General features: G+C 47.9%; 26 protein-coding genes. 18 read left to right on the forward strand and 8 right to left on the reverse strand.

Translation table 11 applies throughout. From position 1 onward, the window contains the following. The first annotated feature begins 81 nt into the window (after window positions 1-81). Together MHH76_RS04365 and MHH76_RS04370 are read left to right on the forward strand one after the other, a co-directional pair. Window positions 82-1,377, forward strand: coding sequence for a nucleotide sugar dehydrogenase (locus MHH76_RS04365; protein WP_043054180.1), 1,296 nt, complete (start codon window positions 82-84; stop codon window positions 1,375-1,377). A gap of 80 nt (window positions 1,378-1,457) precedes the next feature. Then, window positions 1,458-2,369, forward strand: a complete 912-nt coding sequence (locus MHH76_RS04370; RefSeq protein WP_043054181.1) for an alpha/beta hydrolase — start codon at window positions 1,458-1,460, stop codon at window positions 2,367-2,369. Here MHH76_RS04370 and MHH76_RS04375 read toward each other — a convergent pair. Further along, window positions 2,366-2,758 carry a helix-turn-helix domain-containing protein gene (locus MHH76_RS04375; protein WP_020450561.1) on the reverse strand — a complete coding sequence of 131 codons (393 nt, stop codon included), beginning with the start codon at window positions 2,756-2,758 and terminating at the stop codon, window positions 2,366-2,368. The two genes, MHH76_RS04370 and MHH76_RS04375, sit on opposite strands and share 4 nt — an antisense overlap. Before the next feature lie 130 nt (window positions 2,759-2,888). Here MHH76_RS04375 and MHH76_RS04380 point away from each other — a divergent pair, with 130 nt between their 5' ends. Next, the gene (locus MHH76_RS04380; RefSeq protein WP_043054182.1) at window positions 2,889-3,572 is read left to right on the forward strand and encodes an NAD(P)H-dependent oxidoreductase; all 684 of its coding nucleotides are present in this window, start codon (window positions 2,889-2,891) and stop codon (window positions 3,570-3,572) included. A gap of 41 nt (window positions 3,573-3,613) precedes the next feature. Here the strand turns inward: MHH76_RS04380 and MHH76_RS04385 are convergent, their stop codons facing one another. Then, on the reverse strand, window positions 3,614-7,885 hold the full coding sequence (locus MHH76_RS04385) for a multifunctional 2',3'-cyclic-nucleotide 2'-phosphodiesterase/3'-nucleotidase/5'-nucleotidase (RefSeq protein ID WP_043054183.1): 4,272 nt from the start codon (window positions 7,883-7,885) through the stop codon (window positions 3,614-3,616). A gap of 229 nt (window positions 7,886-8,114) precedes the next feature. Between MHH76_RS04385 and MHH76_RS04390 the strand changes: the two genes are divergently transcribed. After that, window positions 8,115-8,630 (forward strand): type 1 glutamine amidotransferase domain-containing protein, encoded by a 516-nt coding sequence (locus MHH76_RS04390; protein ID WP_020450564.1) that lies wholly within the window; start codon window positions 8,115-8,117, stop codon window positions 8,628-8,630. 38 nt (window positions 8,631-8,668) lie between these two features. Here the strand turns inward: MHH76_RS04390 and MHH76_RS04395 are convergent, their stop codons facing one another. Together MHH76_RS04395 and MHH76_RS04400 are read right to left on the reverse strand one after the other, a co-directional pair. Then, window positions 8,669-8,884 (reverse strand): DUF1128 domain-containing protein, encoded by a 216-nt coding sequence (locus tag MHH76_RS04395; RefSeq protein WP_020450565.1) that lies wholly within the window; start codon window positions 8,882-8,884, stop codon window positions 8,669-8,671. A gap of 91 nt (window positions 8,885-8,975) precedes the next feature. Next, on the reverse strand, window positions 8,976-10,334 hold the full coding sequence (locus tag MHH76_RS04400; RefSeq protein ID WP_020450566.1) for a sodium:alanine symporter family protein: 1,359 nt from the start codon (window positions 10,332-10,334) through the stop codon (window positions 8,976-8,978). 183 nt (window positions 10,335-10,517) lie between these two features. Here MHH76_RS04400 and MHH76_RS04405 point away from each other — a divergent pair, with 183 nt between their 5' ends. From MHH76_RS04405 to MHH76_RS04415, 3 genes are read left to right on the forward strand one after another with little or no spacing between them, the layout of a single operon-like run. After that, window positions 10,518-10,988: a low molecular weight protein-tyrosine-phosphatase gene (locus MHH76_RS04405; RefSeq protein WP_025810251.1), complete on the forward strand. Its 471-nt coding sequence runs from the start codon at window positions 10,518-10,520 to the stop codon at window positions 10,986-10,988. Window positions 10,989-11,011: 23 nt separating this feature from the next. Continuing rightward, on the forward strand, window positions 11,012-11,362 hold the full coding sequence (locus MHH76_RS04410) for a hypothetical protein (protein ID WP_020450568.1): 351 nt from the start codon (window positions 11,012-11,014) through the stop codon (window positions 11,360-11,362). Next, a complete protein-coding gene (locus tag MHH76_RS04415; protein ID WP_020450569.1) occupies window positions 11,359-12,174 on the forward strand; it encodes a YhjD/YihY/BrkB family envelope integrity protein in 816 nt (271 codons plus the stop codon). Before MHH76_RS04410 ends, MHH76_RS04415 begins: the two co-directional genes overlap by 4 nt. Before the next feature lie 211 nt (window positions 12,175-12,385). On the opposite strand, the gene MHH76_RS04420 is transcribed toward MHH76_RS04415, so the two are convergent. Next, window positions 12,386-13,564: an MFS transporter gene (locus tag MHH76_RS04420; RefSeq protein WP_035339194.1), complete on the reverse strand. Its 1,179-nt coding sequence runs from the start codon at window positions 13,562-13,564 to the stop codon at window positions 12,386-12,388. A gap of 100 nt (window positions 13,565-13,664) precedes the next feature. On the opposite strand from MHH76_RS04420, the gene MHH76_RS04425 reads away from it, so the two are divergent. From MHH76_RS04425 to MHH76_RS04435, 3 genes are all read left to right on the forward strand, one after another. Then, window positions 13,665-14,045, forward strand: coding sequence for an OsmC family protein (locus tag MHH76_RS04425; RefSeq protein ID WP_020450571.1), 381 nt, complete (start codon window positions 13,665-13,667; stop codon window positions 14,043-14,045). Window positions 14,046-14,149: 104 nt separating this feature from the next. Beyond that, window positions 14,150-15,205, forward strand: coding sequence for a calcium/proton exchanger (gene cax / locus MHH76_RS04430; RefSeq protein ID WP_020450572.1), 1,056 nt, complete (start codon window positions 14,150-14,152; stop codon window positions 15,203-15,205). A 66-nt stretch (window positions 15,206-15,271) separates the two neighbouring features. Further along, window positions 15,272-16,063 carry a YfkD famly protein gene (locus MHH76_RS04435; protein ID WP_020450573.1) on the forward strand — a complete coding sequence of 264 codons (792 nt, stop codon included), beginning with the start codon at window positions 15,272-15,274 and terminating at the stop codon, window positions 16,061-16,063. Between the two features lie 231 nt (window positions 16,064-16,294). Here the strand turns inward: MHH76_RS04435 and yfkAB are convergent, their stop codons facing one another. Next, the gene (yfkAB, locus tag MHH76_RS04440) at window positions 16,295-17,416 is read right to left on the reverse strand and encodes a radical SAM/CxCxxxxC motif protein YfkAB (RefSeq protein WP_020450574.1); all 1,122 of its coding nucleotides are present in this window, start codon (window positions 17,414-17,416) and stop codon (window positions 16,295-16,297) included. 143 nt (window positions 17,417-17,559) lie between these two features. Between yfkAB and MHH76_RS04445 the strand changes: the two genes are divergently transcribed. The 3 genes from MHH76_RS04445 (at window position 17,560) to MHH76_RS04455 (ending at window position 19,924) form a co-directional block, all read left to right on the forward strand. Beyond that, window positions 17,560-17,745 carry an SE1561 family protein gene (locus MHH76_RS04445; RefSeq protein WP_003179806.1) on the forward strand — a complete coding sequence of 62 codons (186 nt, stop codon included), beginning with the start codon at window positions 17,560-17,562 and terminating at the stop codon, window positions 17,743-17,745. A gap of 109 nt (window positions 17,746-17,854) precedes the next feature. Further along, a complete protein-coding gene (gene pdaA, locus MHH76_RS04450; protein WP_035339448.1) occupies window positions 17,855-18,646 on the forward strand; it encodes a delta-lactam-biosynthetic de-N-acetylase in 792 nt (263 codons plus the stop codon). A gap of 174 nt (window positions 18,647-18,820) precedes the next feature. Next, window positions 18,821-19,924: a glycerol dehydrogenase gene (locus MHH76_RS04455; RefSeq protein WP_035339192.1), complete on the forward strand. Its 1,104-nt coding sequence runs from the start codon at window positions 18,821-18,823 to the stop codon at window positions 19,922-19,924. A 178-nt stretch (window positions 19,925-20,102) separates the two neighbouring features. Here MHH76_RS04455 and MHH76_RS04460 read toward each other — a convergent pair whose 3' ends face one another. After that, window positions 20,103-20,699, reverse strand: coding sequence for a hypothetical protein (locus MHH76_RS04460; RefSeq protein WP_020450577.1), 597 nt, complete (start codon window positions 20,697-20,699; stop codon window positions 20,103-20,105). Window positions 20,700-20,756: 57 nt separating this feature from the next. After that, on the reverse strand, window positions 20,757-21,719 hold the full coding sequence (corA, locus tag MHH76_RS04465; RefSeq protein WP_020450578.1) for a magnesium/cobalt transporter CorA: 963 nt from the start codon (window positions 21,717-21,719) through the stop codon (window positions 20,757-20,759). A 134-nt stretch (window positions 21,720-21,853) separates the two neighbouring features. On the opposite strand from corA, the gene MHH76_RS04470 reads away from it, so the two are divergent. From MHH76_RS04470 to MHH76_RS04490, 5 genes are all read left to right on the forward strand, one after another. Beyond that, window positions 21,854-22,717, forward strand: coding sequence for a DNA-3-methyladenine glycosylase (locus MHH76_RS04470; protein WP_023855876.1), 864 nt, complete (start codon window positions 21,854-21,856; stop codon window positions 22,715-22,717). 17 nt (window positions 22,718-22,734) lie between these two features. Further along, window positions 22,735-24,126, forward strand: coding sequence for a 23S rRNA (uracil(1939)-C(5))-methyltransferase RlmD (gene rlmD / locus MHH76_RS04475; protein ID WP_025810234.1), 1,392 nt, complete (start codon window positions 22,735-22,737; stop codon window positions 24,124-24,126). A 50-nt stretch (window positions 24,127-24,176) separates the two neighbouring features. Further along, entirely contained in the window at window positions 24,177-24,647 is a 471-nt protein-coding gene (locus tag MHH76_RS04480) for a DUF6884 domain-containing protein (protein WP_026580647.1), read from the forward strand. A 216-nt stretch (window positions 24,648-24,863) separates the two neighbouring features. Continuing rightward, the gene (locus MHH76_RS04485) at window positions 24,864-25,358 is read left to right on the forward strand and encodes an RNA polymerase sigma factor (RefSeq protein ID WP_035339189.1); all 495 of its coding nucleotides are present in this window, start codon (window positions 24,864-24,866) and stop codon (window positions 25,356-25,358) included. Further along, complete coding sequence (locus tag MHH76_RS04490) at window positions 25,348-25,911, forward strand: hypothetical protein (RefSeq protein ID WP_023855880.1); 564 nt, start codon at window positions 25,348-25,350, stop codon at window positions 25,909-25,911. Before MHH76_RS04485 ends, MHH76_RS04490 begins: the two co-directional genes overlap by 11 nt. The last annotated feature ends 1 nt before the right edge of the window (window position 25,912 follow it).

Genomic DNA, 25,912 nt, shown 5'->3' on the forward strand with positions numbered 1-25,912 from the left:
TGATTTGGTAGATCGTCCCTTTCAAAAAAAGATTTAAAACATAGTTTATTAAAGGAATGTACAGAAGGGGCGATTTGATAAATGAGCAAACAGGAAATGCATAACGAAACGATAGCGGTCATCGGCTTGGGGTTTGTCGGTCTGCCCTTGGCCATGTTGTTGATATCAAAAGGAATTCGGGTTATCGGTGTTGATTTGGATAAAAAGAAAGTCGAGGCATTACGGAAAGGGAACAGCTATATTTCAGATATCAACGATCAAGCGGTGCAGGACGGAATAGGCACCGGTTTCTTTCGTCCTGTTTCGGACTACGGTTTAATCGGCGAAGCGGATGCCGTCATCATCTGCGTACCGACGCCGCTGAATGATGATGCGGGTCCTGATTTGACTTATGTGAAAAGAGCGGCGCAATCGATTGGAGGGCACTTGAAAAAAGGGCAGCTCGTTGTGTTGGAAAGCTCGACATATCCGGGTACGACAAGGGACATCGTCAAACCGATCCTCGAAGAAAGCGGCCTTGTATGCGGAAAGGATTTTTATTTGGCTTATTCTCCAGAACGCGTTGATCCGGGCAATCAATTCCCGATTGAAGTCGTGCCGAAGGTAGTGGGAGGCGCGACGGAGGCATGCCTTGAAAAGGTGCATCAATTATACAGCGGCATTTATGAAGAGGTTGTGCCTGTCACATCGCCTGAAACAGCGGAGCTGACAAAGCTGCTGGAAAATACGTACCGGTTTATTAATATTTCATTCATTAATGAATTCGCGATGATATGCGACAAGCTCGGGGTGAATGTATGGGAAGTCATCGAGGCGGCAAGCACGAAGCCGTACGGCTTTGCGGCGTTTTATCCAGGTCCCGGCATCGGCGGCCATTGCATCCCCGTTGATCCGCTGTATTTGCAGTTTGTCATGAAACAAAGCGGTTTATCGAGCGACTTTATCGAGCTGTCGGAAGCGACAAATGATAGAATCGTCCGCTATATCGCAGAGCGTTCCTTGCAACTGGCAGCGAAAGATAAGTCGACAGACGCCCGCATTTTAATCTATGGCGTCACCTATAAACGTAATATAGCGGATGTCCGCGAATCAAAATCGCTTGATATTATAGAGAAGCTGATCGGCATGGGGGCTGATGTTTCCTACCATGATCCGCACGTTCCGGAACTCGACCTCAGCGGCAAAAAACTGGCAAGCATGCCGATAGATTCAGAGATGCTGAAAGCGTTCGACTGTGTTGTCGTTTTGACCGATCATGACGCACTTCCGAAAGAGCTGTTACTAAACCATGCAACCGTGATATTTGATACAAGAGGCGTATTGAGAGAAGCAGCAGGAAAAGCGAAAGTCATCCAGCTCGGAAACGGGTGCTCTTGACGCCAATTTTTTTCCGCGACTCACGCCCAGACCCGTTCGGAATACAATAAGTTAAAACAAGAACGTAAAGGGTGAGGGCCGTGTGGATCGGAATTTTGTTGATGGTCTTTGGAATTGGGATCAGTATTTTTGCCGTCAGTCTGATTGTCAGCTATTTGTTTGTTATGCCGAACAGGAGCACATATGAAGAAACCTTTTTCAGCGGACTCAAATACGGCGAGATCAGCAATGATGTGTTTGAGTCACACGACAAAGAAGAGCTGTTTTTGACGGCGGGGGATGGATGCCGGCTGCATGCGCTGCTTTTTCCCGTTCAAAAGAGCAGGAAAGTCGTCATCGTTTCCCACGGCATCAAGTGGTCGCTGTTTGGAGGGTATAAATACGTCGAGCTGTTCCAGTCCATCGGCTACAATGTTCTGCTTTGCGACAGCAGGTGCCACGGATTGAGCGGCGGTTCACACGTTTCTTACGGATTTTACGAAAAGGACGATTTGGCGAGGTGGGCTGACGAGCTTGAGAACAGGTTCGGCAAAGACCTTTGGATCGGGGTGCTTGGCGAATCGCTAGGAGCCGCGGCTGCCATCGAGCTGATGAAACAGGACAGGAGAATCAAGTTTTGTATTGCCGATTCCTGCTTCAGCGATTTAACAGAGCTATGCGGCTTTCAGCTGAAAGCCGCCGTCAAATTGTCCGTGCCGTTTCTCATCCCGTTGGCAAGCGGGCTGATCAAACGGCGCCACGGCTGGAGCCTTGCCGACATATCGCCGGTCAGCAATCTTGAGCAGTCAGACACGCCGCTGTTTATCATCCACGGCACAAATGATCAGCTTGTTCCGCCGGAAATGGCCAAAAGCCTGTATGACCGGAAAAAAGGGATAAAGAAACTGTATTTGATTGAAGGCGCGGGACATGTCGGCGGATTTCGCCACGATCCTGAAGAATACTTAAGCAGAATCAAAGACTTTCTCTTGAAAATCGAGCCGGCCAATTAGCCTTGCGATTCCAGCATTTCAGCGGCAGCCGATCGTTGGCGCGCTTCCTTGATTTTGCCGGCATAGGAAGCTCCCCAATTCATCATTTGACTGATGATCGGAATCAGCGTCTTGCCGAACTCAGTTAAACTGTACTCGACTTTCGGGGGAACCTGCTTATAAATCGTGCGGCAGACGATGCCGTCACGCTCAAGTTCGCGAAGCTGGAGGGTCAGCATCCGCTGTGTCACGGCGGGAATTAAACGACGCAGCTCATTAAAGCGTTTTTTATCATCGATCAAATGATACAGAATGACGCTTTTCCATTTGCCGCCGATGATATCGATCGTTGCTTCCACCGGGCATGAATAACCGTCCGGTGTTTCGCATGCCTTTGGATTCTTGTTCATTTTCCTCTCTCCTTAGTATAAAAAATGATACTATGCCACAAAAATGTGCGTACTTTCTTATTGCTATTATAATGATTAGAATGAAATTAAGAAAGGAATATAAACTATAGACAAAAGGAGAGAACAGAACATGACACAGCAATCCAAGAAGCAGGAGATTCTTGACGCATTCCAATTTAGACACGCGACAAAAGAGTTTGATCCGGACAGAAAGATATCAGACGAGGATTTTCAGTTCATTTTAGAAGCGGGCAGACTGTCGCCAAGCTCTGTCGGCCTCGAGCCGTGGAAGTTCATCGTCGTCCAAAATAAAGAGCTGCGTGAAAAACTGCGCCAGGTCTCATGGGGCGCACAGGGACAGCTGCCGACAGCCAGCCATTTCGTTTTGCTGCTCGGACGCACGGCTAAGGAAATGCGGCATGATTCCGGGTATGTTGCAGATCAGTTAAAGCATGTGAAAAAAATGCCGGATGACATCATTGAAAATATGCTGAAAGAAGACGGCGTTCTAAAAAGTTTCCAAGACGGCGATTTTCATTTGTACGAAAGCGACAGAGCGATGTTTGACTGGGTATCAAAGCAAACGTACATCGCGCTTGCCAACATGATGACGGCGGCCGCCTTGATCGGTATTGACTCCTGCCCGATTGAAGGCTTTAATTACGACAAAGTCCACGACATCCTTGAAAAAGAAGGATTGTTGGAGGACGGCCGCTTTGACATCTCGGTCATGGCCGCTTTCGGTTACCGCGTGAAAGAACCGCGTCCGAAGACGAGACGGGCGCTTGATCAAATCGTGAAATGGGTTGAATAAAAAAAGTGCGGTTCTGCCTTTAGCAGACCGCACTTTTTTATTTAGATTTGGAGTTTGCGCCGCTTCCTTTGGTAAAGGTACAGGCCGCTTCCGGATATAAGCAGCAGCAGGCCGAGCATCAGCCAATGATAGGCGTTTGAAGCGGTGTCAGGCAAAAACCCGCCGTTTGAACCATCTGAAGGTTCATTTCCGTCATCTGACCCGCCGCTGCCGCCATCCGGACCGTCATCATCGCCTGAACCCGGCGGAAGTGAAGGAGACCCGGCATCTTTGTCATTCATCACGGTATACTCGCTGAAATGGTCGACATAGCCTGTAACGGTACGGCCTTTCGTATAGCCGTTTGTCACTTTTGTGAAGCTGTTGTTTTTGCGGTCGACATAATAGACGCTCAAATGTTTGTCAGGAGCCTCGACTTGGAAAAACAGTCCGACAGGCTCTTTAAATGTGCTGACCGTTTTTCCATTCTGCTGAATGTTGAAATCATATACCTTTGTGACCGCCTGTTTGATATTCTTGGCGATTTTGATGCTGATTTTAGTCTTTTCGCTTGCCAGATTAACGGCTGGAAGCTGCATCGCAATGCGATCGTTTTTCAGGGTGATACTTGGATCATCAATTCTTTCTTTGACAAGGTCAGTCTGTGCTTTTGTCATATTCAGCTTGATGTGGTCTTTTTCTGTGTCAGGGAAATAACCAATCACCTGATTTGCGTTTTTCGCGTATGTTTCGAACGGTTTTTCCGCAAGCGTCCAAGTGCCGTCTGTCTGACGGTCAGGAAGGAACACTTCTGTGATTCTGTTTTCGATGTTCGGTGAAACAGAATCGTACAAGGCAAGCTGCTCTGTAAAAATGTCGTAATCGGTAAAACCGAGATCGACACCGTTTTTTGCTTCTTTAAAAACGGAATAGCCGTCTCCGCCGCCGCCCATGAAGTTATTTGTAGCCACACGGTAGGTTTTGTCCAAATCGAGCGGAACAGCATCCCCTTTGTCATTGACAAGGTTCACATCAAGGATGCGCTCACCTTTTGACTTGCTCAGTGTAAATGTGAAGGATAAACCCGCGACATGCGGAAACGCGCCTCCGCCTTCTTCGACTTGGCTCACCCCGTGCTCAAGCGCTTCTTTGATTTGCGCACCCGTCAAATCAGCGGCATAAAGGGTGTTGCCGAACGGCATGACCGTCAGCACATCGCCGAGTGTGATGTCGCCTTTGGCAATACCGCTTCTGATTCCGCCGCCGTTTGTGATGGCGATGTCAGCCCCGCCGGCTTGTTTTGCTTTCTTCAGCATGCCGTCCGCGATAAAATTGCCGAGGTTGGTTTCTTTTGAGCGGACATGCTCGCGTTTTCCGTCAAGCGGGACATCGGCATAGCCTACTTTTTTCTTCTTCAGTTCGTCAATATCTTCTTTAAAGCCGTCAAGCACTTCTTTCGCTGGAGGATCTTCGTCTACTTTGCCGTCAATCGCGATCAAATTGAACCTTGATTGATCCGTTTGAACGACGCCTTTCTCATCAAACACAACATCGACCCGTCCTAAAAACTGCCCGTAGTCTTTCACTTGGGCGACGATTGTCGGTTCTTCGCTCTCCACCACTTTTAAATGATCGACGAGTGTATGCGTATGCCCGCCGATAATCAAATCGATGCCCTTCACTTTTTTGGCCAGCTCCAGATCCCGGTTGTAGCCGAGGTGGGTGAGGGCGATGATTTTGTTGACCTTTTCTTTTTCTTTCAGTTCCTTGACTGTTTTCTCCGCTGACAGATAAGCGTCATGGAACGCAATGTTCGGTCCGGGGCTTGACGTATATGACGTATCTTCCGTCGTCAGGCCGAATACGCCGACTTGCTCGCCATTTACATCAAGCAGAATATAAGGATAGATGCCGCTTTCTTTCTTTTCTCCCGCTGTTAAGAGTGCAGGCTCTTTTTGAAAGCTTCGCAGCTGAGGCTCCTTTGATACATCGACATTGGAGCTGACGATTGGAAAATCGGGCTTTTCCAGCTGGTGTCTGTTTAACGGATCGACGGCCGCATTGTTTCCACTCAGAAAGTCTGCGAGCACTTTCGGCCCTTTATCAAATTCATGGTTGCCGAAGGTCATGGCGTCATAGCCCATCATGTTCATCAGCTTCAAATCGGCGAGTCCGTTCCATTTTGTAAAATACAAGTCACCGGAAAAGACATCGCCGGCATCGAGCAGCACATTGTTTTCTGCTTCACTGCGAATTTCTTTCACTTTGGCAGCGCGCCTTGCCGCTTCATCAAGGTGGGCGTGCGTGTCGTTCGTGTGCATGACTGTTAACGTCCAGTTTCCATTATCAACCGGAGGCTCTGTACCTTCAAAGTTCAGCTTATAGACGCCATATCCGCTGTTTTCGGATTCTCTGACAAAATCGATGTCCTTCGCTTTTTCAGCAAACGGTTTGGCGAGGAGAGAAGATTCGAATGTCACATCGGCTCCTTTAATCGGAGCGATCGACCAGTTGTTATCGGCGGCAGGATTGACCGTTTTCTTTTCCATGATGTAGTTCATGAGCACCTGCCTGTTTTCATCAGCCGCCGCATAAACGACTTTGTCCTGCGTCAGATGCGGGAATCCGCCGCCCCCGGACGCGCGGTAATTATTTGTGACCACAAGGAATTCCTGATCGTCGCGGACGGCTTTTCCGTTGTAAGACAACTGTTTGACGCGGTTGGCCTGCGGATTTTTCACCCCGCCTGACGAATTGTATTTTGCCGGTTGTGTGACATCGATCTGGTAGGTCACACCGTCAATGACATCGAAATTATACGACCTGAAATCGGGGTTGAGGAGCGCCTGTTCACCCGATTTTGAAGGGGCGATCTGGTTGAACTGCCCGGCCGACATTTCGATCCAGTCCTTCACTTCGCTTCCCGTAAGCTTGACGATATAGAGCGTATTGTCGTACAAATACAAATCGCCGATGTTTTTGATCGCAAGGTTTCCTGCTTTAATGTTTGTATAATAATCAGCACCGTTACGCCCTCCTGCTTTAAATGGCGCGCCCGCTGATAAAATCGGCAGGTTTTCGTATTCCGTTCCCTTCATGGCATCTTCCGCATACCATTTTTGTGCGTCTGTGACAATCTGAATCGAAGGATCGTCTTTTACTTGTGCGAAAAAGCTGTTAATATCAGCTTCCGTTTGGCCAACCGGCGCGCGGACGTATTCAAGCGTTTTTTCGTGTGTGCCTTTAATCGTGGAAACGACGGTTTCGTGTCGTGACGTCACATTTCCGGCAATCGCTTCCGTTTTTGCGCTGGCATCTTTCACTGTCCATTTGCTGCCGTCCTGTTCAAGCTGCATATCGATGATTCCTAAATGGCTGCCCCAGTTTTTCGGCATGACGACAGGGATGCCGTTGATCGTTCCTTTTTGATTGTCGATCACGCCATTTCCTGGATAGTCGGTACCGGGGAACAGACCGTGCTGGTGTCCGGAGATGATCGCATCTATTCCTTCCGTCTTGAGAGCCAAGTCATATACGGCGTTTTCTGCTCCCGCCGCCTGTTCGCCATTTTCAATTCCGGAGTGGGCGATCGCAATGATCACGTCGGCGCCTTCCTGCTTCATTTTCGGAATCGTTTGTTTCGCTGATTCGGTGATGTCCTGCACCGTGATTTTGCCGTCCAGATGCTTTTTATCCCATGTTAAAATCTGCGGCGGAACGAAGCCGATGTAGCCGACTTTAAGCTGGTGCTTTTGGCCGCTTTCATCCGTCAGCGTCCGCTCTTCAATATGATATGGCGTATATTTGTTCTTTCCGTCCGATGTTTTTATATTGGCATTGACGATGGGAAATTCGGCGCCTTTTATCGTGCCGTCAAGGAATTCAAGGCCATAGTTGAATTCGTGGTTTCCGAGCGTGCCGGCGTCATAGTGCAGTTTGTTCATGACATCAATGATCGGGTGTGTTTTCGTTCCGGAGATAATTGCTTCACGTTCATGTTTGAAGATATATTCCCCTAGAGGGTTCCCTTGAATTAAGTCGCCGTTGTCGACAAGAATCGTGTTCGGATTCCGGCTCCGGTGCTTTTCGATCAGCTGAGCCGTGCGGGCCAGTCCGAATTCTGCCGTTTCTTTGTCGGCATAGTAGTCATAGTCCATGATATGGGCGTGGATATCTGTCGTACCCAGGATGCTGAGGTTGATCAGCGGGTGTTCATTTGGTTCTTCTGCATATGTCTGGGTGTTTGGAATGAGTAAACTGAGTATCATCACTGAGGTTAGCAGAATACGGAGAATGTTTTTCCTTGAAAACCGTCTTTTCTGTATTCCCACCATTTCTCCACCTTTCAGATTAGAGTAACAATTTCTATTGTAAGAACTTTTTGTAAAGTTTTGTAGAACTTTCGTTGCGAATATTGTAAACACTCAGAAAATGATTCCAAAGTCTGTCCCTGTCTGCCGGGTGACTTAGGTACTTTGTCGCGAGGAACGTGCGGATGTTTTATTTAGTGTGGCAGGGGGAAATGGATTTATGTAGACAGAAGCTTTTGGGAGGGTGAGCAATATGAGCAAAAACATTGCAGTTGTTCTGACAGATTACTTTGAGGATTCGGAGTATACCGAGCCTGCGAAAGCGTTCAAAGACGCCGGGCACCAGCTTACGGTTATTGAAAAAGAGAAAGGCAAAACGCTGAAAGGCAAGCAAGGCGAGGCGCAAGTGGAAACAGATGCGTCCATTGATGAAGTCAGCCCGGCTGATTTTGACGCGCTGTTGATTCCGGGCGGATTTTCGCCGGATATTCTCAGAGCCGACCAGCGTTTCGTATCGTTTGCGAAATCCTTTATGGATGACAAAAAACCGGTGTTTGCGATCTGCCACGGCCCGCAGCTTTTAATCACCGCCAAGGCTCTGGACGGACGCAGTGCAACAGGCTACACATCGATTCAAGTCGATTTGGAAAACGCCGGGGTTCAATTTAAGGACGAGGAAGTTGTCGTCTGCCAGAACCAGCTTGTTACAAGCCGGACGCCTGACGACATCCCTGCGTTTACACGCGAATCTTTGAAGCTGCTCGGCTAATGAAAAAGACCGGAATAGATTTCCGGTCTTTTTTATGTTTATTTTCGGAGTGCAGCCAGTTCCTCTGCGATTGCCTGCATTTCGCTCGGACTGAAAGATTTCTTTTTCATCACCATTTTGTGCAGGTATTCAAGATCTTCAAGCTTTTCATTGCTGAAGGCTTCAGCTTTGATGACGCCGATGTTCAGCATGTTTAGTTTTTGCGAGATCTCTTCGATCATTTTGTTAAGCTCGGCTGTTTTCTGCTCTGACAAGAAGGCACATCCTTTCTCACTGATTTTGTAGTCTTTATTGTAACAGAATTAAGCGAGAAGAAAAGGACGGCTGTCAAAAAGCATCTCCGGTTTAAACGGATACGCTGTTTTGCTTTTCCGCTTTTTCGGCTTTGATTTTTGCAAGGATCTGTTTGGACTCATAGATGACAATCCCTGTCAAACCGAGCAGTCCGATCAGGTTCGGTATCGCCATCAGACCGTTCAGCATATCGGCCAGCGCCCAGACAAAGTCATTTTTAAAGACCGCTCCGAAAAAGACGGCGATCACAAAGATGACACGGTAGACGATCGCATATTTTTCATTCAGCAGGTAGGTGAAGCATTTTTCTCCGTAGTACGACCAGCCCAAAATCGTCGAATAAGCGAACAGCAGCAGTCCGATCGCAACGATTGTCGATCCCGCAGGGCCGAGAAAATGTGCGAATGTCATCGATGTCAGCGCATCGTTTTTTTCTGTCAGATACATGTTTCCCATGACAATCGATATCCCCGTAATCGAGCAGACAATCAATGTGTCGATGAAAACCTGGGTCATAGAGACAAGTGCTTGGCGAGCCGGCATATCAGTTTTTGCCGCGGCTGCCGCGATCGGCGCCGAGCCGAGCCCTGCTTCATTTGAAAATACGCCCCGCGCCACGCCCCAGCGGATCACGGTTCCGATCGCGCCTCCTGCCACGGCCTGGCCGGTAAACGCGTCAGAGAAAATTAAACCGACCGCGCCTGGGACAAGTTCAAAGTTTGTGACAAGAATGATCAACCCGGCGATGACATAAAATAAAGCCATGATCGGCACGAACAGCGAGGTGACTTTGCCGATACTTTTAATCCCTCCGAGAATGACAAGTGCTGTAAAAATCGTGACAATGATGCCGGTTACCCAGGCAGGCACGGAAAATGTGGAGCTCATGACTCCGGATACAGAATTTGACTGAACCATATTGCCTATTCCGAAAGCGGCAAGCGCCCCGAATATGGCAAATAACACACCTAGCCACTTTTGCTTGAGGCCGTGTTCCAAATAATACATCGGACCGCCTGACATTTCGCCGTTTTTGTCTTTCACGCGGAATCTGACGGCAAGCACCGCTTCGGCATATTTCGTCGCCATTCCGAAGAAGGCGGCGAGCCACATCCAAAACACGGCGCCCGGCCCCCCGGCAATGACAGCTGAGGCGACACCGACGATATTCCCTGTACCGACCGTAGCGGCAAGGGCAGTCATCAGCGCCTGAAAGTGGGAAATATCGCCTTCGGAGGATTTATCCTGATGTCTTGAAAAGGCAAGCTTTAATGAGTAAGGCAAAAGTCTGATCTGCAAAAAAGCCAGCCTGAAAGTCAAATAAATACCTGTTCCAACAATGAGGATCAAAAGCGGAGGTCCCCATAAAAAACCGTTCATTGTATCTACAATATGTGAAATAAAATCCATAGGCGAAATATCCCCCTTTAATTTTGTGTCTAACTAGAATATTCTGAAAGTTTGTTAGATTTGTCAATAGCATTGTCATCTTTTCTTCCTAAAGTTGAAAAAAACAAAAAAATCTTTAGTATAAAAGCAAAAGTGTTTTTTCTTTCTGAAATGTGGGGAAAGAATAGAGGAGGCTCTTGTTTGATGATCAAAGTTCTATTTGTCTGCCTCGGCAATATTTGCCGCTCTCCGATGGCAGAAGCTGTATTTAACGACATGCTCAAAAAAAGCGGACTGGAGGACCGAATTGAAGCCGATTCGGCGGGGACGGGGAACTGGCATGTCGGAAAACCGCCTCATGAAGGCACACGGTCGCTGCTATCTGCAAAAAAGATAAGCTGCGAAGGCCTTTACGCGAGGCAGATTACCGACAAAGACCCGGAAGCGTTCGATTATATCATCGCGATGGATGCCGAAAACGCTGGCCATGTGAGAAGCCTTGCCGGCTACGGGAGCAAAGCCGTCATCCGGAGGCTGCTCGACTATGTCGAGGACTGTGAGACGGCAGATGTTCCTGATCCATACTACACCGGGAACTTTGATGAGGTGTACGAACTCGTCGCGAAAGGATGCAGCGAATTGCTAAAGGACATTCGAAAAGAACACAAATTATAAAAAAACGAAGGGAGAGATTTTTTATGAAAAACGACCGCGTTTTCATCAGAAATATCCTCCTCGGCGCTTCGGTCGGGGCGGTTATGTCACTGCTGCACAAACCGACCAGAGAAGCGTGCGGTGCAAAGCTTGACGCGTGCAAAAACAAAGTCCGCCTTTACCGCGCAAATCCCGGAATGTTCACCGAATGCGTGAAAGAAAAAATGGACGAAGCCAAAAAACTGACCGCTTCCATATCGGACGATTTAAGCTTCTTAAATCAACAGATGAAAGAACTGAAAGAGACGACGCCAAAAGTGATCGGTCTGATCGAGGAAACGAGGGATCACTTCACAGCTAAATCCAAAGGGCGTACGGAGCCGGAAAAAGAATGAGCTTTTTGAAAGAGCTGGCTTGGCGTTTTTTCCTTCATGAAGGGCCGAGCAAATCGGCGGAACTTGCCTACTTTTTCCTGCTGTCCCTGTTTCCGTTTATGATTTTCCTATTGACTTTGATCGGCTACCTGCCTGTCAAAACGGGCGATGTCATCGGGCTGATTGAACAGTATGCTCCAGAAGACACGATGTCCGTTATTGAAGAGACGCTCAATACAGGAAACAGGGGCCTGCTTTCTTTCGGGATCATCGCGGCGCTCTGGTCTGCGTCAAACGGATTGAACGCGATTGTCAGGGCCTTTAATCATGCTTATGAAGTGGAGGAAAACCGCTCATTCATCATGGTTCGGCTGACATCACTCCTCCTGACCGCCGCGATGGTTTTCACCATATTGGTCGCGCTTCTTCTTCCGGTATTCGGGAGGGCCATCGGCCATTTCATCGCCAATCTGGACGGTACGCCGGAAATGTTTCTAGCGGCATGGTCAGCGCTCCGCTGGGGAATCAGCCCGCTTGTGCTGCTGATCGTCTTTACGGCTTTATACTTTTTTGCCCCGAATAAGCGGCTGTCATTTAAATTCGTGCTTCCGGGAGCCGTTGCAGCGACAGCCGGCTGGATCCTCGTCAGCATGCTGTTTTCATACTACGTCAGTGAATTTGCAAACTACAGCGCAACATACGGAAGCCTCGGCGGCATCATCGTCCTGATGATCTGGTTTTATTTAAGCGGAATGATGATTATTCTTGGAGGGGAGATCAATGCCCTTTTACATAAACGTAAAATCATTCCTGAAGAAAATCCGCGGAAATGAGCAATCTATAAAAGAACGTTTCATGAGTTCAAAAGCGGAGGGATCATCATGACAAAACACACGAAAAAAGGCGGCAGCCATAATAAACAAAATTCAAAGCAAAGTTCGAAAAACAAAACGAGCGGAAGCGCCAACGGACAAAACGGATATCATTAAAACTGCCTGACGTTTTCGAAAAGGCCGGCTGCCTATAGTAAGCAGCCGGCCTTTTTTACATTGGCGCCGCCTCAGATTGTTCGAGAGCGCCGTTTTTCTTCGTTCTGCCAAAGAGCACCCCGATCCAGATCAACACCATCACGATTGTAATCAAATAAAACAGATTGCTGTTATGAAATGTCTGCATATACCAGCCGCCGGCAACCGGGCCGAAAATGCTTCCGAAGCTGAAGGTGATTCCGCACATCAAGTTTCCGGCCGGGAGAAGGCGTTTTGGAAGCAGGTCGGCCATAAAGCTGATGCCGAGTGAAAAAGTTGATCCAACAGCCATTCCGGCTATGAAAAAACATGCCGCAAGCAAGGGGACGGAATCGGAAAAGCCCGCCGCAAAGAAGCAGCCTGCCCCGACAGCCAATATGACAAGGAGCACATTTCGTCTTCCATACTTGTCGCTCAACACGCCGAGCGGATACTGAAAGACGATGCTTCCGATCGCAAAAGCCGGAAGAATAATTGATAGGCCTTCGACGGAAATGCCCGAGCGGAGCGCGTAGACGGGAAAATTGCCGTTCAGGGCGGTTTCCAAAAAGCCGTAGCCGAATGTCGGCAAAAACGCGACCCATCCTAGCAGAAAGGCTTGGACGAAGCGCTTCAAGCTGTTATCGCTGCGGCTTTCAGAGCCGCTTTTCTCAGGAAAATCGTTTTGAAGGCAAAAAATAAACAGCCACGCCAGCAGGCTGAATGCACCTGAGACGATAAACGGCAATGACGGGGCAATGTTGACAAGCGGCGTTATAAAAGGACCGGCAGCAAATCCCAAACCAAACGAAAGGCCGTACAAAGAGATATTGCGGCCGCGGTTTTTTTCAGACGATAATGTGGTCACCCAAGTTTGCGTTGAAAAGTGCAGCATATGATCCCCGATTCCAATCAAGAGCCGTAAAAAGAACCAGACGATAAACGACTGAATAAAAACAAAGGCGAACAAACTCGCGCACACCATCACCCCGCCGATGACGATCAGCGGTTTAAAACCGAGCCTGCGAAGCGGTGCTTCCATAAACGGCGAAGCGATCAGGACGCCGATGTAGAGGCCTGTCGCATGTAGACCGTTCAGCGCAGCCGAATGGCCTTCCTGTTCGAAAATAACAGAGATGACAGGAAGGAGCATCCCTTGCGAAAAACCTGATATACTGACAATCAAAACGAGAATGAAAAAGTGAAATCTAGTCATCGGCCGATTCTCCTTATCCGTAATCCTTCTTTGATCGTACAACTTTCACAAGTTTTTAGGCAAGGCGATTTTTCTTTTTCTGTCAAAAGAGGTGTGAATCATGGAAATCGTGTGGAATCAGAACGGCTTTGAGGCTGATCTGGAATATGGAAAGCTTAAGATATCAGGCAATGAAGAAGCAGGATTCAGGCCTTATCAATTGCTGGCCGCTTCGATTGCGGCATGCAGCGGTACCGTTCTTCATAACATATTGGAAAAGAAAAGGATACAGCTGAAAGATATGACCATCGAGACAAAAGAAGAACGCATTTCCGAAGAGGCGGGCCGCATCAAAAGCATCCATCTTCACTTCATATTGAAGGGAGAAAACCTCGGTGCAGAACAAATTCAAAAGGCGCTGAAAGTAGCGATGAAAAATTGTGCCATGGTGAGATCTGTTGAAAACAGCATCAAGATCATCGAAACATTTCAGATTCGCTAATGTTTAAAAACCTGCGTTAATGCGGAATAGATCAGTATGCTGTATATAAACTGAAAAGTTCGCACAAAAATAACCTACACCAAAAAAGAAAAGAGGAATGAAAAATGGGCCGTTTTTTCTTTTGGATGATGGCTGCGGGAGTTCCCCTTTCTGTCGCAGGGAGCATGTTGCATTGGCCGCAGGTTTTATTGTTCATCATATACTGCCTGACGATTATCGCGCTTGCAAGCTATATGGGAAGAGCCACCGAAAGCCTTGCGATTATTGCGGGTCCGAGGATCGGGGGCCTTTTAAATGCGACGTTCGGAAACGCCGTTGAGCTGATCATTTCGATCTTCGCGTTGCGGGAAGGACTGACCGGCATTGTGCTCGCATCGCTGACAGGATCTGTCCTCGGCAACCTTCTTCTGGTCGCCGGCCTGTCGTTTTTCATCGGGGGCCTGAAATATAAGCGCCAGGAATTCAACGTGTATGATGCGAGACACAATTCAGGTTTGCTCATGTTCGCGGTGATTGTCGCTTTCGTCATCCCAGAAGTATTTTCAGCCGAAATGACAGAGCCGAGGAAGCTGTCGATGAGCGTCGGCATCAGCATCATCATGATTTTGCTTTACCTGGCAGCGCTTTATTTCAAGCTTGTCAGCCACCGCGGGGTTTACCAGACGAATCAAAATGAGCGGGAAGAATCGCATGAAGAACCGGAATGGTCGGGAAAGAGGGCAACATTGATTTTATTTTTGGCGACCGTTGCCGTTGCCTACATTTCCGAGCACCTCGTCCACACATTTGATACGGTGGCCGAACAATTCGGCTGGTCGGAGCTTTTCATCGGGGTCATCATTGTCGCGATCGTCGGAAACGCGGCAGAGCATGCTTCCGCCGTCATTATGGCCTATAAGGACAAAATGGATGTCGCAGTTGAAATTGCGATCGGATCAACGCTGCAGATCGCGATGTTTGTCGCACCCGTTCTTGTGATCAGCTCTTTGTTTTTTCCAGTGAGCATGCCGCTCGTCTTTACCTTGCCGGAACTCGTCGCCATGGCTTCCGCCGTCCTTTTGATGATCGTCATTTCAAACGACGGGGATACGAACTGGTTTGAGGGCGCGACATTGCTGGCTGCTTATATCATCATGGGAATCGGTTTTTTCCTTCTTTAAAAAAATTGGGATAAACGGAGAGCATCCGGAAAACAATAAGGGAAAAGAAACAGAAAGAGTGATAGTATGAAAAAGCTTTTGTGTTTTACGCTAACTGCGTTTTTATCCTTTAGTTTTTTCGCTGTACAGGAAGCTGATGCAGCCAAGCCGATCAAGATTCCAAGCTCTGTCACGAATATTTCCAAAGAGAACACATACCCTAACGCCTCCCAGGATCAGCCGAGGTTGCAGCCGAGCGAACTGGCCGAAGAGCTGCTGAAAACAACCGATATCGCGATTGAAAATCCGCATCTCATCAAAATGCTGAATGAGTCAAGCATTTCCGGCACACCGCTGGCAATCGGCTACAGAGCGACGATCTATTTGGGCAGATGGGCGCTCGGGTATACCTCGAATGAAACCGTTGCGAACTGGGAATACCGCAAAATCAACACGAACCGCTTTGACAACCGGGGCGGGAAAGCACCTGCCGAACTCACGTATTCCCAGGAACAGACGAGCAAAATCAAAGGCGGCTTAACAGCGAAAGTCCCGAAAGCGGACGATGTCAAAAACATGATGATGCTTGAAGCCATGGAAAAAACAAAGCTGCCGCTCGCCTTTGAAACAGTCGTCGGCGCCGGCACAAAACGCGATCAGATTTATAAAGTGCAGCCGAAAAAGCTGGGGAATTTACACGCCTATGCACCTGCCGTCAATGAAAAAGGGAAGGTCACCTACGGTGAAGTGTACATTGTATTAAAAGGCAACAAAAGAAAGCTGGTCGTCAAAAATATCACCTCGCAAGGAATCGGCGCCTGGATTCCTGTACAGGATCACCTCACATTCGGCTTTCAGCTCAGCCATCAGCCGAAATAAAAAAGCAAGCCTTTTGCGGCTTGCTTTCAGCGTGTCGAGAAACCCTCGCATTCGTTGTCAGGCCTGCGCGTCGGTGCTCACGAATTCCAACATTCACTCCGCTCCGATGCTCGGCCTTCCTAGACTGCAAGGGTTTTCAATCACGCTGAAAGGATGACAAAATCCCAAAACAAAAAGTCGTTTTGGGATTTTGTCAACAATCTGAAAGCAAGCCTTTTGCGGCTTGCTTTTTCATACTCTTGCTGTTCTGGAAGTAAAATCAACATCTTGATAATAGCTGTTTTTGACGAGCACATTCGGCCCGAGGCATCGGACGTGCGGGCAGTGGCAGTTGAGCTCCTTGGCAAGCTCTGTTTTTCTCCACTTCGCATAGGCGCTTGGCAGGCTGTCGGTTTGAATGTTGCCGAGCGGCGGAGTATCTCCGAAATCGGTCACGATGATATTGCCGTCAAAAATATTGACGTTCAGGCGCGATCTGCCGTCAGGGTCGTTTCTGACCGTGACATTTTTCGCTTCGCGCAGCCGCTGTAAAAGAGCGTGGTCTTCAGGATCAGGGCTGCACGCGTAAAACGGCAGGGTGCCGAACAGCATCCACGTATTTTCGTCGCGAATGTCAAGAAGGCGGTGGATCGCTTTCCTCATGTCTTGTAAGCTTAAAGATTCAAGCGCGCTTGCAAAATCGCTCGGATACATCGGGTGAACCTCATGGCGCTGGCATTTCATGTCTTCGACAATTTGCCGGTGAATATGCTCGATGTGAGGAAGCGTCCGTTTGTTGAGCATCGTCTCGGCGGATACCATAACCCCTTCATCAACAAGCGTCCGGCTGTTTTCGATCATTTTTTCGAAATAGCGCGCCCGCTGGGCAAACGTCGGCTTTTTATCCATCATGGCGAAGCCGATTTCTGCAAAGTCTTCGACTGTTCCCCAGTTGTGGGAAATATGAAGCACATCAAGGTAGGGGATGATCAGCTCGTAGCGCCCGATATCGAGCGTCAAGTTTGAGTTGATCTGCGTCCGCACGCCGCGTTCATGAGCGTATTTTAATAAAGGAACGACATATTCCTTTACGGATTTTAATGAAAGCATCGGCTCGCCGCCCGTAATGCTTAAAGAACGAAGGCGGGGAATCTCATCAAGCCGTTTCAACAGAAGGCTGACGGGCAGCGCGTCCGGGTCCTTCGTCTGGAGCGTATACCCGACGGCGCAGTGCTCGCAGCGCATATTGCAAAGAGTCGTCGTCGTAAATTCAACGTTCGTCAGCTGTATATCTCCATATTGGTCAACGTCCATGTAGGCTTCCCACGGATCATATTCCGGGGTAATCGGACGAACCTGCGTTTTTTCTGTCATGACATATCTAACTCCTTTATGATAGGACATACTAATATAGCCCAACTATTCATTTTAGACCTGATCCTTGAGGCGTGCAAGTCATGGATGATTGAAAAAAGGCCGTTTATAGGCTACGATAAAGGAACAAAAGGAGGAGAATCATGGGTAACGCAGTACATGACAAAGAACAGCAAGTCAATTATTTAAAAAACAGATTGGATATGTTTATGTCAGTCATCGATTCTTTAGACCCGGAATCGACCGACCTTGAAGATATTGACAGACTGATCAGCATGCTCGACGACTTGGAAGCCAAATACGAGCGCTTTAAAAAAGACTGGAAATAAAACCGCTGCATTCTTTGCCGCGGTTTTTTTGTTTTCCAAGTGTTGCTTGGTATGAAAAGCCCAGCCCTTCTGCACAATAAGAAAAAATAAAACTGGGAGCGAGAAGATGATGAAACGATTCTATGCCTTATGCTGCGGATTCCTGCTGATGCTGGCCTTCAGCGGCAATGCTGAAGCGATTTCCAACAAGGCGATCCATTGGGGCTTTTCAAAAAGCAAAAACCATCGGCCGGCAGATGCGGGACAAGAGCTGAACAGCCTTTTGCAGCAGTACGACGCCTTTTATTTGGGCAACACAAAGGAAAAAACGATCTATCTGACCTTTGATAACGGCTATGAAAACGGCTACACCCCTAAGGTGCTAGATGTTCTGAAAAAACAAAACGTCAAAGCAGCCTTTTTTGTAACGGGCCATTTTGTCAAAGATCAGCCGGAGCTGATCAAGCGAATGGCCGAGGAAGGACATATCATCGGGAATCATTCCTATCACCATCCGGATCTCACGACGAAAACAAGCCGCGTGATACAAGAGGAATTGGAATCGGTCGATGAGGAGGTTTACAAAATCACAGGCGAAAAAAACAATCTCTACCTGAGGCCGCCTCGGGGCGTTTTCAGCGAGCGGGTGCTTGCAGAAACGAAAAAGCTCGGTTATCAAACGGTATTCTGGTCTGTTGCTTTTGTCGATTGGAAAATCAATGCCCAAAAAGGGTGGCGCTATGCGTACGACAATATGATAAAACAGGCCCATCCCGGCGCCGTCTATTTGCTTCACACCGTCTCGAAAGACAATGCCGAAGCGCTTGATCAGGCGATCACCGACTTAAAAAAAGAAGGCTATACATTTAAAAGCCTTGATGACCTGATGTTTGAAAAATCTATGATGCTAAAGCCCTTTTGAAAGAAATGCCCCGGACGCTGAGACGGGGTTTTTGCTTTGAGCGGAAAAGTTGATGGTTCAGGCTCTTTTATTTCCCCTAGTCAATTCCATAGAATAAAAATCCATTCTATATACATATATTACTAGATTTAAAAAGAAAATAGGTATATCATTGATAGTGAAGGGGGAATTACCATGTCAAAATTAGTAAAATCAGTCACATCGCCTAAAAAATTTATTACAGGAAAACGACTCCTTGAGAACTTGAACGATTACATTGAAGATTATGGTGATCACGCATATATCATTTGCGATGAATTCATTTTGGAACGCGCTCAAAAAGAAGCGGGGAATTCGATTCAGAAAGCCGGCAATCAAGCTGTTTTTGAAAAATTCAATTACGAATGCACACAGGAAGAAATCGATCGTAACCGGGAGCTTGCACGCAATGCAGGCGCTAATATCATCGTTGGGATCGGCGGGGGAAAAACGCTTGATACAGCAAAGGCCACCGCTTATTACGAGAAGCTGCCGGTTGTGATTTTCCCGACAATTGCTTCAACAGATGCTCCATGTACGGCCCTTGCCGTCATTTATAAACATGACGGATCGTTTGATCGATATCTGTTTTTGCCGACAAACCCAGATGTCGTTCTCGCGGATTCTGACATTTTGGCATCCGCGCCGCCGCGCTTTTTCGCAGCCGGTATCGGAGACGCCTTGGCGACGTATTTTGAAGCGCGCGCCTGCTTTAAAGCAAACGGCGACAACCTCGTGCTGATGAAGCCTTCAACTACTGGATTGGGACTTGCCCGCCTTTGCTACGATACGCTATTGGAAAACGGCGTAAAAGCGATGCAGGCGATCAAGCATGGCGTTTCTACACGAGCTGTTGAAGACACAATAGAAGCGACCATCTATTTAAGCGGCGTCGGCGCCGAATCAGGCGGTCTTGCCGCCGCACATGCGATCCACAATGGAATGACAGCCGTTCCTTCTTTGCACAGAGCTCAGCACGGCGAAAAAGTCACGTTCGGCCTTTTGGCACAGCTCGTTCTTGAAAACGCGCCAGCCGAAGAGCTGGAGACCGTCATTGACTTTATCAAAGGCGTCGGTCTGCCGTTGACATTAAAAGACCTCGGAGTCGACGAATTTGTCGAAGAGGAATGGCGCCAAGTCGCTCAAAGCGCTTGCGCAGAAGGCGACACAATGGGCAACATGCCGTTCCCAGTCACCCCTGACGATGTCTACAATGCGATCGTCGCCGCCAACGCGATTGCAGAATCTTATCGCGATTAATAGACGAAAAGCCGCTTCCGTGAAGGAGCGGCTTTTTTCTTTGAGGTTTGTCTATTAGTTTGTGAAGCGGCTGTTTGCAGTTCGTTTTTTCTGTATACCTTTTACTTCTAAACCTTCTCTTCCATGTAATATTTTTAAAAGTTTCCAAAAGCGTGCTGCTTGAATCGAGTGAAGTCGCTCATTTCACCACTTCAACCTTCATCCTCGGCTCTTCTTCTATCCCTGATTCATACACATCCTCATTTCCCGGAGCCTTAAAGGTGACGCTGTACGTCTCTTGTGAATGCGGAGACAGTTCCAGCTCTTCCGGCTGAAAGTCAAATTCGCTCGTTATATCAGGGATGAGCTGGATGCGTTCGGTCTTTTTTCCGTAATTGTTCACTTTCACCTCACAGTCCATGTTTCCTTCCTCCATATCGCTCTGATAGCTGCAAGTGCTTCTCTTTTTCATATATTCCACGGCATCATCGCCTTGTGCATTCCATTTTTGAAAGAGCATCAGCTGTTCTGTGACCAGCGGGTAAAATACTGAAATGCCGATAATAAACAAAAACAGCTTAAAGCGGATCCACGGTACTCCATAATAATGGCGCCACGCCATAATGAAGCCGATGATGAGCATCAACATGCAGATCAGAACCACTAAATTGCGGACAGGCAGTCTGAAAAAGTCCGAAAGCGCGTCTGCAGCAGACACGCTTTGATGATTTTCGGCGCTAATCAACAAGCCGAGAACGATCAAGAAGATGCCGGCAAGCCCTGTATGTACCTTCATTTCTTTCCCCCCTCAGTTATAGAAATAGTCGAACAGAGAGGAAAAAGGTTTCCGGTTTTACTTGAAAATGTCAAACCATCCTTTATGCCGGAACCAGAAGATCATGCCGGCGACAACGGCTCCCATCATGACGAGGATGAAAAAATAGCCGTAGCGCCAATGCAGTTCAGGCATGTTGTCAAAGTTCATGCCGTACACTCCGGCAATGAAGGTGAGCGGAATAAAAATCGTTGAGACGATCGTCAGCGTCATCATAATGGCGTTCATCCGGTTGGAGTTGAGCGTCTGGTAGCTGTCCCTTAAATCGGCGGTCATGTCGCGGTTGTTTTCGACGATTTCGGTCAGCTTCAAGAGGTGGTCGTAAATGTCGCTGTAATACGCTTTTCGTTCGCGGTTTTCTTTTGAGATTTCAATGTTTAAAATCCGGTAAAGCAAATCCCGCATCGGAATGATTGTTTTCCTAAGCTTTAGAAGGTCGCTCCGGATATCAAACACTTCATTCATCAGCGTTCCATACGTTTTTCTGCTGTCGCTTTCAGCAATTTCATTGAGGCGGTCTTCTATTTTGTAAAGAATCGGGAAATATTCGTCAACAAGCTGATCCATGACCATATAGGCGATATGGCTCGGTCCTTTTTTCCACAACTCGCTGTTTTCCGAAAGCTGTCTTCTTACTTTTTCAATACCGTCTGAACGATGAAAGTGAAATGTGATGATAAAATCTTTTCCAACGAATAAGTCAACTTCTTCAGACGCCAGCGTCCTTTGATTCAACGCGTGTATGACGAAAAAAAGATATTCTTCGTATTGATCAAGCTTCGGACGCTGCAAATGATGAACGCAGTCCTCAACTGCTAAAGGGTGAAAGTGAAAATGGCTTTTGAGTAAAGAGACTTCTTCATCCGAAGGCTGATCGAAGTCCGTCCAGTACCACTCAATATCTTGATCTGTCAGCCTTTCTGCTTTGATGTCGGTAGATAAAAGTTTTCCGTCCTTTGTCATCGCAAAATGTTTAATCATCGGCACCCCTCCGCTTCCATAGGATGCTGCGATGCCCTGTGATTCATTCGGTGAAAAAATAAAATGTTGTTCTTTTTTAAGAGAATTTGAAACATGGTATACTGTGGACAAAGAAGAAAAAGGGATGGGAAGCGATGTGGAAGGAAACTGTAAGCGTATCACCGCCGTATCATTTTGACCGCGTCTTGGACAGGCTTTCGCTTGATCCGCTCAATGCGGTCAACCTTGACAAAAGGGAGGTCAAGCTGCCGCTCCGCAATCAAAACAAAGAGCCCCGGATTGTCGCTGTGCAGGCGACGGGAACTGTCGAAGCCCCGGCGTTTGCCGTCAGCGGTACAGACGATCGAGACGCCATGATGAAAGAAGTGAAACGGATCTTCAGATGGGAGGAAAATCTTCAGCCTGTACTGGATCACTTTTCACAATCAAGCTTGTCATCAATTTTCGCAGAGCATGCCGGAACGCCGCTGGTGCTCGATTTTCATTTGTATCATTGCTTGATGAAATGCATGATCCACCAGCAGCTTAATCTGTCTTTTGCTTATACGCTCACAGAGCGGTTCGTTCACACTTATGGAGAGCAAAAGGACGGGGTCTGGTTTTATCCGCTTCCCGAAACGATTGCACAGCTCGACTATAACGACTTGCGCGAACTTCAATTCAGCATGCGGAAGGCTGAATACGTCATCGATACATCAAGGATGATCGCAGACGGCCGTTTAAATCTTGATGAGCTTGATCAATTATCAGATGAAGACATTATGGAAAAGCTGGTGAAAATCAGAGGCATCGGCCCGTGGACCGTCCAAAACGTTCTGCTGTTCGGACTCGGCCGACCCAATCTGTTTCCGGCCGCCGATATCGGCATCCAAAATGCCATCAAACGCCATTTTGGCTTAAACGATAAACCGACAAAAGAACAAATGCTTGAAATGAGCAAAGAATGGCACCCTTATTTAAGCTATGCTTCCTTGTATTTATGGAGGAGCATTGAGTAGAAATGGAGAGAACATCAGTGAAACGTGATAAAAAAGGATCATCAGCAGAATTAAAAGTCGGACAGCAATTTCCGCTGACGATCAAGCGCCTCGGCATCAATGGCGAAGGCGTCGGCTACTTCAAGAAAAAAGTCGTCTTCGTCCCCGGCGCACTGCCGGGTGAAGAAGTCGTCGTCGAGGCGACAAAGGTTCATCCGAAATTTTCCGAAGGGCGGGTCAAAAAGGTGCGCAAGCGTTCAGAGCACCGCGTCAAGCCGCCCTGCATCATCTATGAGCAATGCGGGGGCTGCCAGCTCCAGCATCTGGCTTATGAAGAGCAGCTGAAAGGAAAACGGGACATCGTCATTCAATCGCTCGAACGGCACACCCGTTTTGACATCGGCAAAATGGACATCAGGCCGACGATCGGCATGGAAAACCCTTGGCACTACCGGAATAAAAGCCAGTTTCAACTCGGGCTTTCGAAAAATGGAAAGATGGTAGCAGGGCTGTACGGCCTTGACTCACACCGGCTTGTCCCGATTACGGAATGCATCGTTCAGCATCCGGCGACGAACAAAACGACACAAACCGTCAAGCAGATTCTTGAAGACTTCGGCATTTCCGTCTACAACGAACGGAAGCGAACGGGCGACGTCCGCACGATCGTGACGAGGGTCGGCTTTGAGACGGGGGAAGTGCAGGTTGTCATTGTCACGTCAAAAGAAGACCTGCCGCGCAAGGAGCTCATTGCAGAAGAAATCAAAAAGCGTCTGCCTGAAGTGACATCCGTAATTCAAAACGTCAACAAAGCCAAGACATCGGTTATCTTCGGCGATGATACAAGGCTCCTAGCCGGCAATATGGTCATTCAGGAATTTCTCGGCGAGGTTACGTTTGAGCTGAGCGCCCGCGCTTTTTTTCAGCTTAATCCGATCCAGACGGTCAAGCTGTATGACGAAGTGAAAAAAGCGGCGAAACTGAGCGGGCGCGAAAAAGTCGTCGATGCCTACTGCGGCGTCGGCACAATCGGAATGTGGATCGCCGACGGAGCAAAAGAAATCCGCGGCATGGACGTTATCAAAGAATCGATCGATGACGCCAACCAAAATGCCAAAAAGCACGGAATTGATAATGCGCGTTATGTCACAGGAACGGCGGAGCACTGGCTGCCGAAATGGACTAAAGAAGGCTTCAGGCCTGATGTCGTCATCGTCGATCCGCCAAGAACTGGCTGTGACCGCACCTTCCTTGATACGATCAGGCAGGTTAAGCCGAAGCGGTTCGTTTATGTCTCATGCAATCCGTCAACACTTGCGAAAGATTTGCAGTACTTAGCGAAGGATTACCATGTCGAATACATTCAGCCTGTCGATATGTTTCCGCAGACGGCGCACGTCGAATCGGTCGTATCGCTGAAGCTGAAATAAAACGCCTTTTTAAAGGCGTTTTTTAGCGGAACCAAAAGGGGGGACATATGATGAAAAGACTCTGCATCATCCCGTGCGGGGCGAAGAAAATCTGGGATGTCGATCCGGGCATCGGCCCGTCCGCCGCAAAGGATGTCTATCTGAGTCCGTTTCATCGGGCGTGCGGCGCATATGCGCAGACGTTTTTTGCGGATTGGGTGATTCTTTCAGCAAAACACGGTTTTTTAAAACCGGAAGATATCGTTCCTGAAAACTATGATGTCACATTCGGGATGGACCACCCGGAGATTATGGCGGATGATGAGCTGAAGGCGCAAGGTGAACGGAAAAACTTGATGGATTATGACGAAATCGTTATGCTCGGCGGGAAAAAATACAGGCCTGTTTTGAGGAACGTGTTTGGCAGCCGCCAGCAGATCACTTACCCGCTGGCGGGCTATCGGGGAATCGGCTATATGCTGCAGGCGCTGAAGCGGGCTGTCGATGAAGGCCGGGAGCTTAGTGAACCTGAAAACAACTGAAGAGAAAGTGAGTTTTTTAAAATCGCTGGCGGGTTTGCCTAAATAAGGGCAGGGCATGATCTGGAAGGCATTTGTTTGGCGGCTGGGATATCCGGAGGCAAAATGAAATATTCATTTTTGCCTCTTTTTTTATGCGATTTTTTGTAACAAAAAGAGGTTCAGCGGTACTAATAAGTGAATGGAAAAATAGCGGCAGCCCAGCCGGGGAGGGGCTTTATGAAGCTTGAGGAAGTCTACAAGAGTATTCAGCCTTCCGTTTATGCCTTTTTCTACGTTAAGACATTTCATAAAGAAACAGCGGAAGATTTAACACAGGAAGTATTTTATCAGGCTGTGAAAGGCTATCATACATTTTCGGGAAAGTCGACAATCAAAACATGGGTGTTTGCGATTGCTAAAAATGTGTTGAAAAAACACTTTCGTTCAGGAGCGTCAAAAGCCGGGACAAACATGATATTTCAGCATGAGGAAGCGGCTTGCTTATCTCCTGAAGAACACCTTCTGAAAACCGAGAAAGAGCGGCGGCTTCTCGAGGAAATCAACCGGCTTGATGAGGCTTCAAAGGAAATTGTCACCCTCCGTATCTACGGAGAATTATCATTTAAAGAAATCGGCATGCTCACAGGCAAAACCGAAAACTATGCCAGGGTCGGGTTTCACAGAGCAAAGCTCAAGCTACAGCAAGAAATGGAGGGCTATGATGAAGGATAAGGAACGCAGTGTATTCAAAGATTTGCTTCCTTTATACCATGAGGGGCTGTTAAGCAAAGAGTCGGCTGAATGGATTGAGGAAGCGGCCGAAAACGATGAAGAGCTTCAAAAGCTTTTGAAGATGACGGAGGCCGAGCTTCCGAAGGAACATATCGAATCGACTGTTCATGAAAGTCAAATGTTTAAAAAAATCAATCGGAAGCTCTCCTTGTACCAATTGATGTTTACAGCCATTTCGTTTTTTCTCGCGATTCACACATCCCTGTTAAATGAGAGCTTCGGCTTTATTTTGTGGTACGCCGTGCTTGGGCTTGCGGTGTACTTGTTTTACCGGGATATGAAACTTGTGATTCTCCTCTCCTTTGCGCCGATTTTCATTTGGGGGATGGGGGATATTCTGGCCGGCTGGGATGCAGCCGACGGTACAGGGGTTGTGGAGCACCTGCTGTATTCTGTCTTTGGCGCTTTCATGCTTGCTGTTATTCACTGTTTTTTCGCCGCGGCCGGGATGATGATCGGATGGCTGTTCTTAAAGCTGAAAGAAAGTAGTTGAT

The sequence above is a fragment of the Bacillus sp. FSL L8-0193 genome, assembly GCF_037976065.1.
Taxonomy (GTDB): domain Bacteria; phylum Bacillota; class Bacilli; order Bacillales; family Bacillaceae; genus Bacillus; species Bacillus paralicheniformis.

Coding starts and splice junctions, on each gene's coding strand:
- MHH76_RS04365 (WP_043054180.1), top strand. CDS start 82: ATGAGCAAACAGGAAATGCATAACGAAACGATAGCGGTCATCGGCTTG.
- MHH76_RS04375 (WP_020450561.1), bottom strand. CDS start 2,758: ATGAACAAGAATCCAAAGGCATGCGAAACACCGGACGGTTATTCATGC.
- MHH76_RS04380 (WP_043054182.1), top strand. CDS start 2,889: ATGACACAGCAATCCAAGAAGCAGGAGATTCTTGACGCATTCCAATTT.
- MHH76_RS04385 (WP_043054183.1), bottom strand. CDS start 7,885: ATGGTGGGAATACAGAAAAGACGGTTTTCAAGGAAAAACATTCTCCGT.
- MHH76_RS04390 (WP_020450564.1), top strand. CDS start 8,115: ATGAGCAAAAACATTGCAGTTGTTCTGACAGATTACTTTGAGGATTCG.
- MHH76_RS04400 (WP_020450566.1), bottom strand. CDS start 10,334: ATGGATTTTATTTCACATATTGTAGATACAATGAACGGTTTTTTATGG.
- MHH76_RS04405 (WP_025810251.1), top strand. CDS start 10,518: ATGATCAAAGTTCTATTTGTCTGCCTCGGCAATATTTGCCGCTCTCCG.
- MHH76_RS04410 (WP_020450568.1), top strand. CDS start 11,012: ATGAAAAACGACCGCGTTTTCATCAGAAATATCCTCCTCGGCGCTTCG.
- MHH76_RS04415 (WP_020450569.1), top strand. CDS start 11,359: ATGAGCTTTTTGAAAGAGCTGGCTTGGCGTTTTTTCCTTCATGAAGGG.
- MHH76_RS04420 (WP_035339194.1), bottom strand. CDS start 13,564: ATGACTAGATTTCACTTTTTCATTCTCGTTTTGATTGTCAGTATATCA.
- MHH76_RS04425 (WP_020450571.1), top strand. CDS start 13,665: ATGGAAATCGTGTGGAATCAGAACGGCTTTGAGGCTGATCTGGAATAT.
- cax (WP_020450572.1), top strand. CDS start 14,150: ATGGGCCGTTTTTTCTTTTGGATGATGGCTGCGGGAGTTCCCCTTTCT.
- MHH76_RS04435 (WP_020450573.1), top strand. CDS start 15,272: ATGAAAAAGCTTTTGTGTTTTACGCTAACTGCGTTTTTATCCTTTAGT.
- yfkAB (WP_020450574.1), bottom strand. CDS start 17,416: ATGACAGAAAAAACGCAGGTTCGTCCGATTACCCCGGAATATGATCCG.
- MHH76_RS04445 (WP_003179806.1), top strand. CDS start 17,560: ATGGGTAACGCAGTACATGACAAAGAACAGCAAGTCAATTATTTAAAA.
- pdaA (WP_035339448.1), top strand. CDS start 17,855: ATGAAACGATTCTATGCCTTATGCTGCGGATTCCTGCTGATGCTGGCC.
- MHH76_RS04455 (WP_035339192.1), top strand. CDS start 18,821: ATGTCAAAATTAGTAAAATCAGTCACATCGCCTAAAAAATTTATTACA.
- MHH76_RS04460 (WP_020450577.1), bottom strand. CDS start 20,699: ATGAAGGTACATACAGGGCTTGCCGGCATCTTCTTGATCGTTCTCGGC.
- corA (WP_020450578.1), bottom strand. CDS start 21,719: ATGATTAAACATTTTGCGATGACAAAGGACGGAAAACTTTTATCTACC.
- MHH76_RS04470 (WP_023855876.1), top strand. CDS start 21,854: ATGTGGAAGGAAACTGTAAGCGTATCACCGCCGTATCATTTTGACCGC.
- MHH76_RS04480 (WP_026580647.1), top strand. CDS start 24,177: ATGAAAAGACTCTGCATCATCCCGTGCGGGGCGAAGAAAATCTGGGAT.
- MHH76_RS04485 (WP_035339189.1), top strand. CDS start 24,864: ATGAAGCTTGAGGAAGTCTACAAGAGTATTCAGCCTTCCGTTTATGCC.
- MHH76_RS04490 (WP_023855880.1), top strand. CDS start 25,348: ATGAAGGATAAGGAACGCAGTGTATTCAAAGATTTGCTTCCTTTATAC.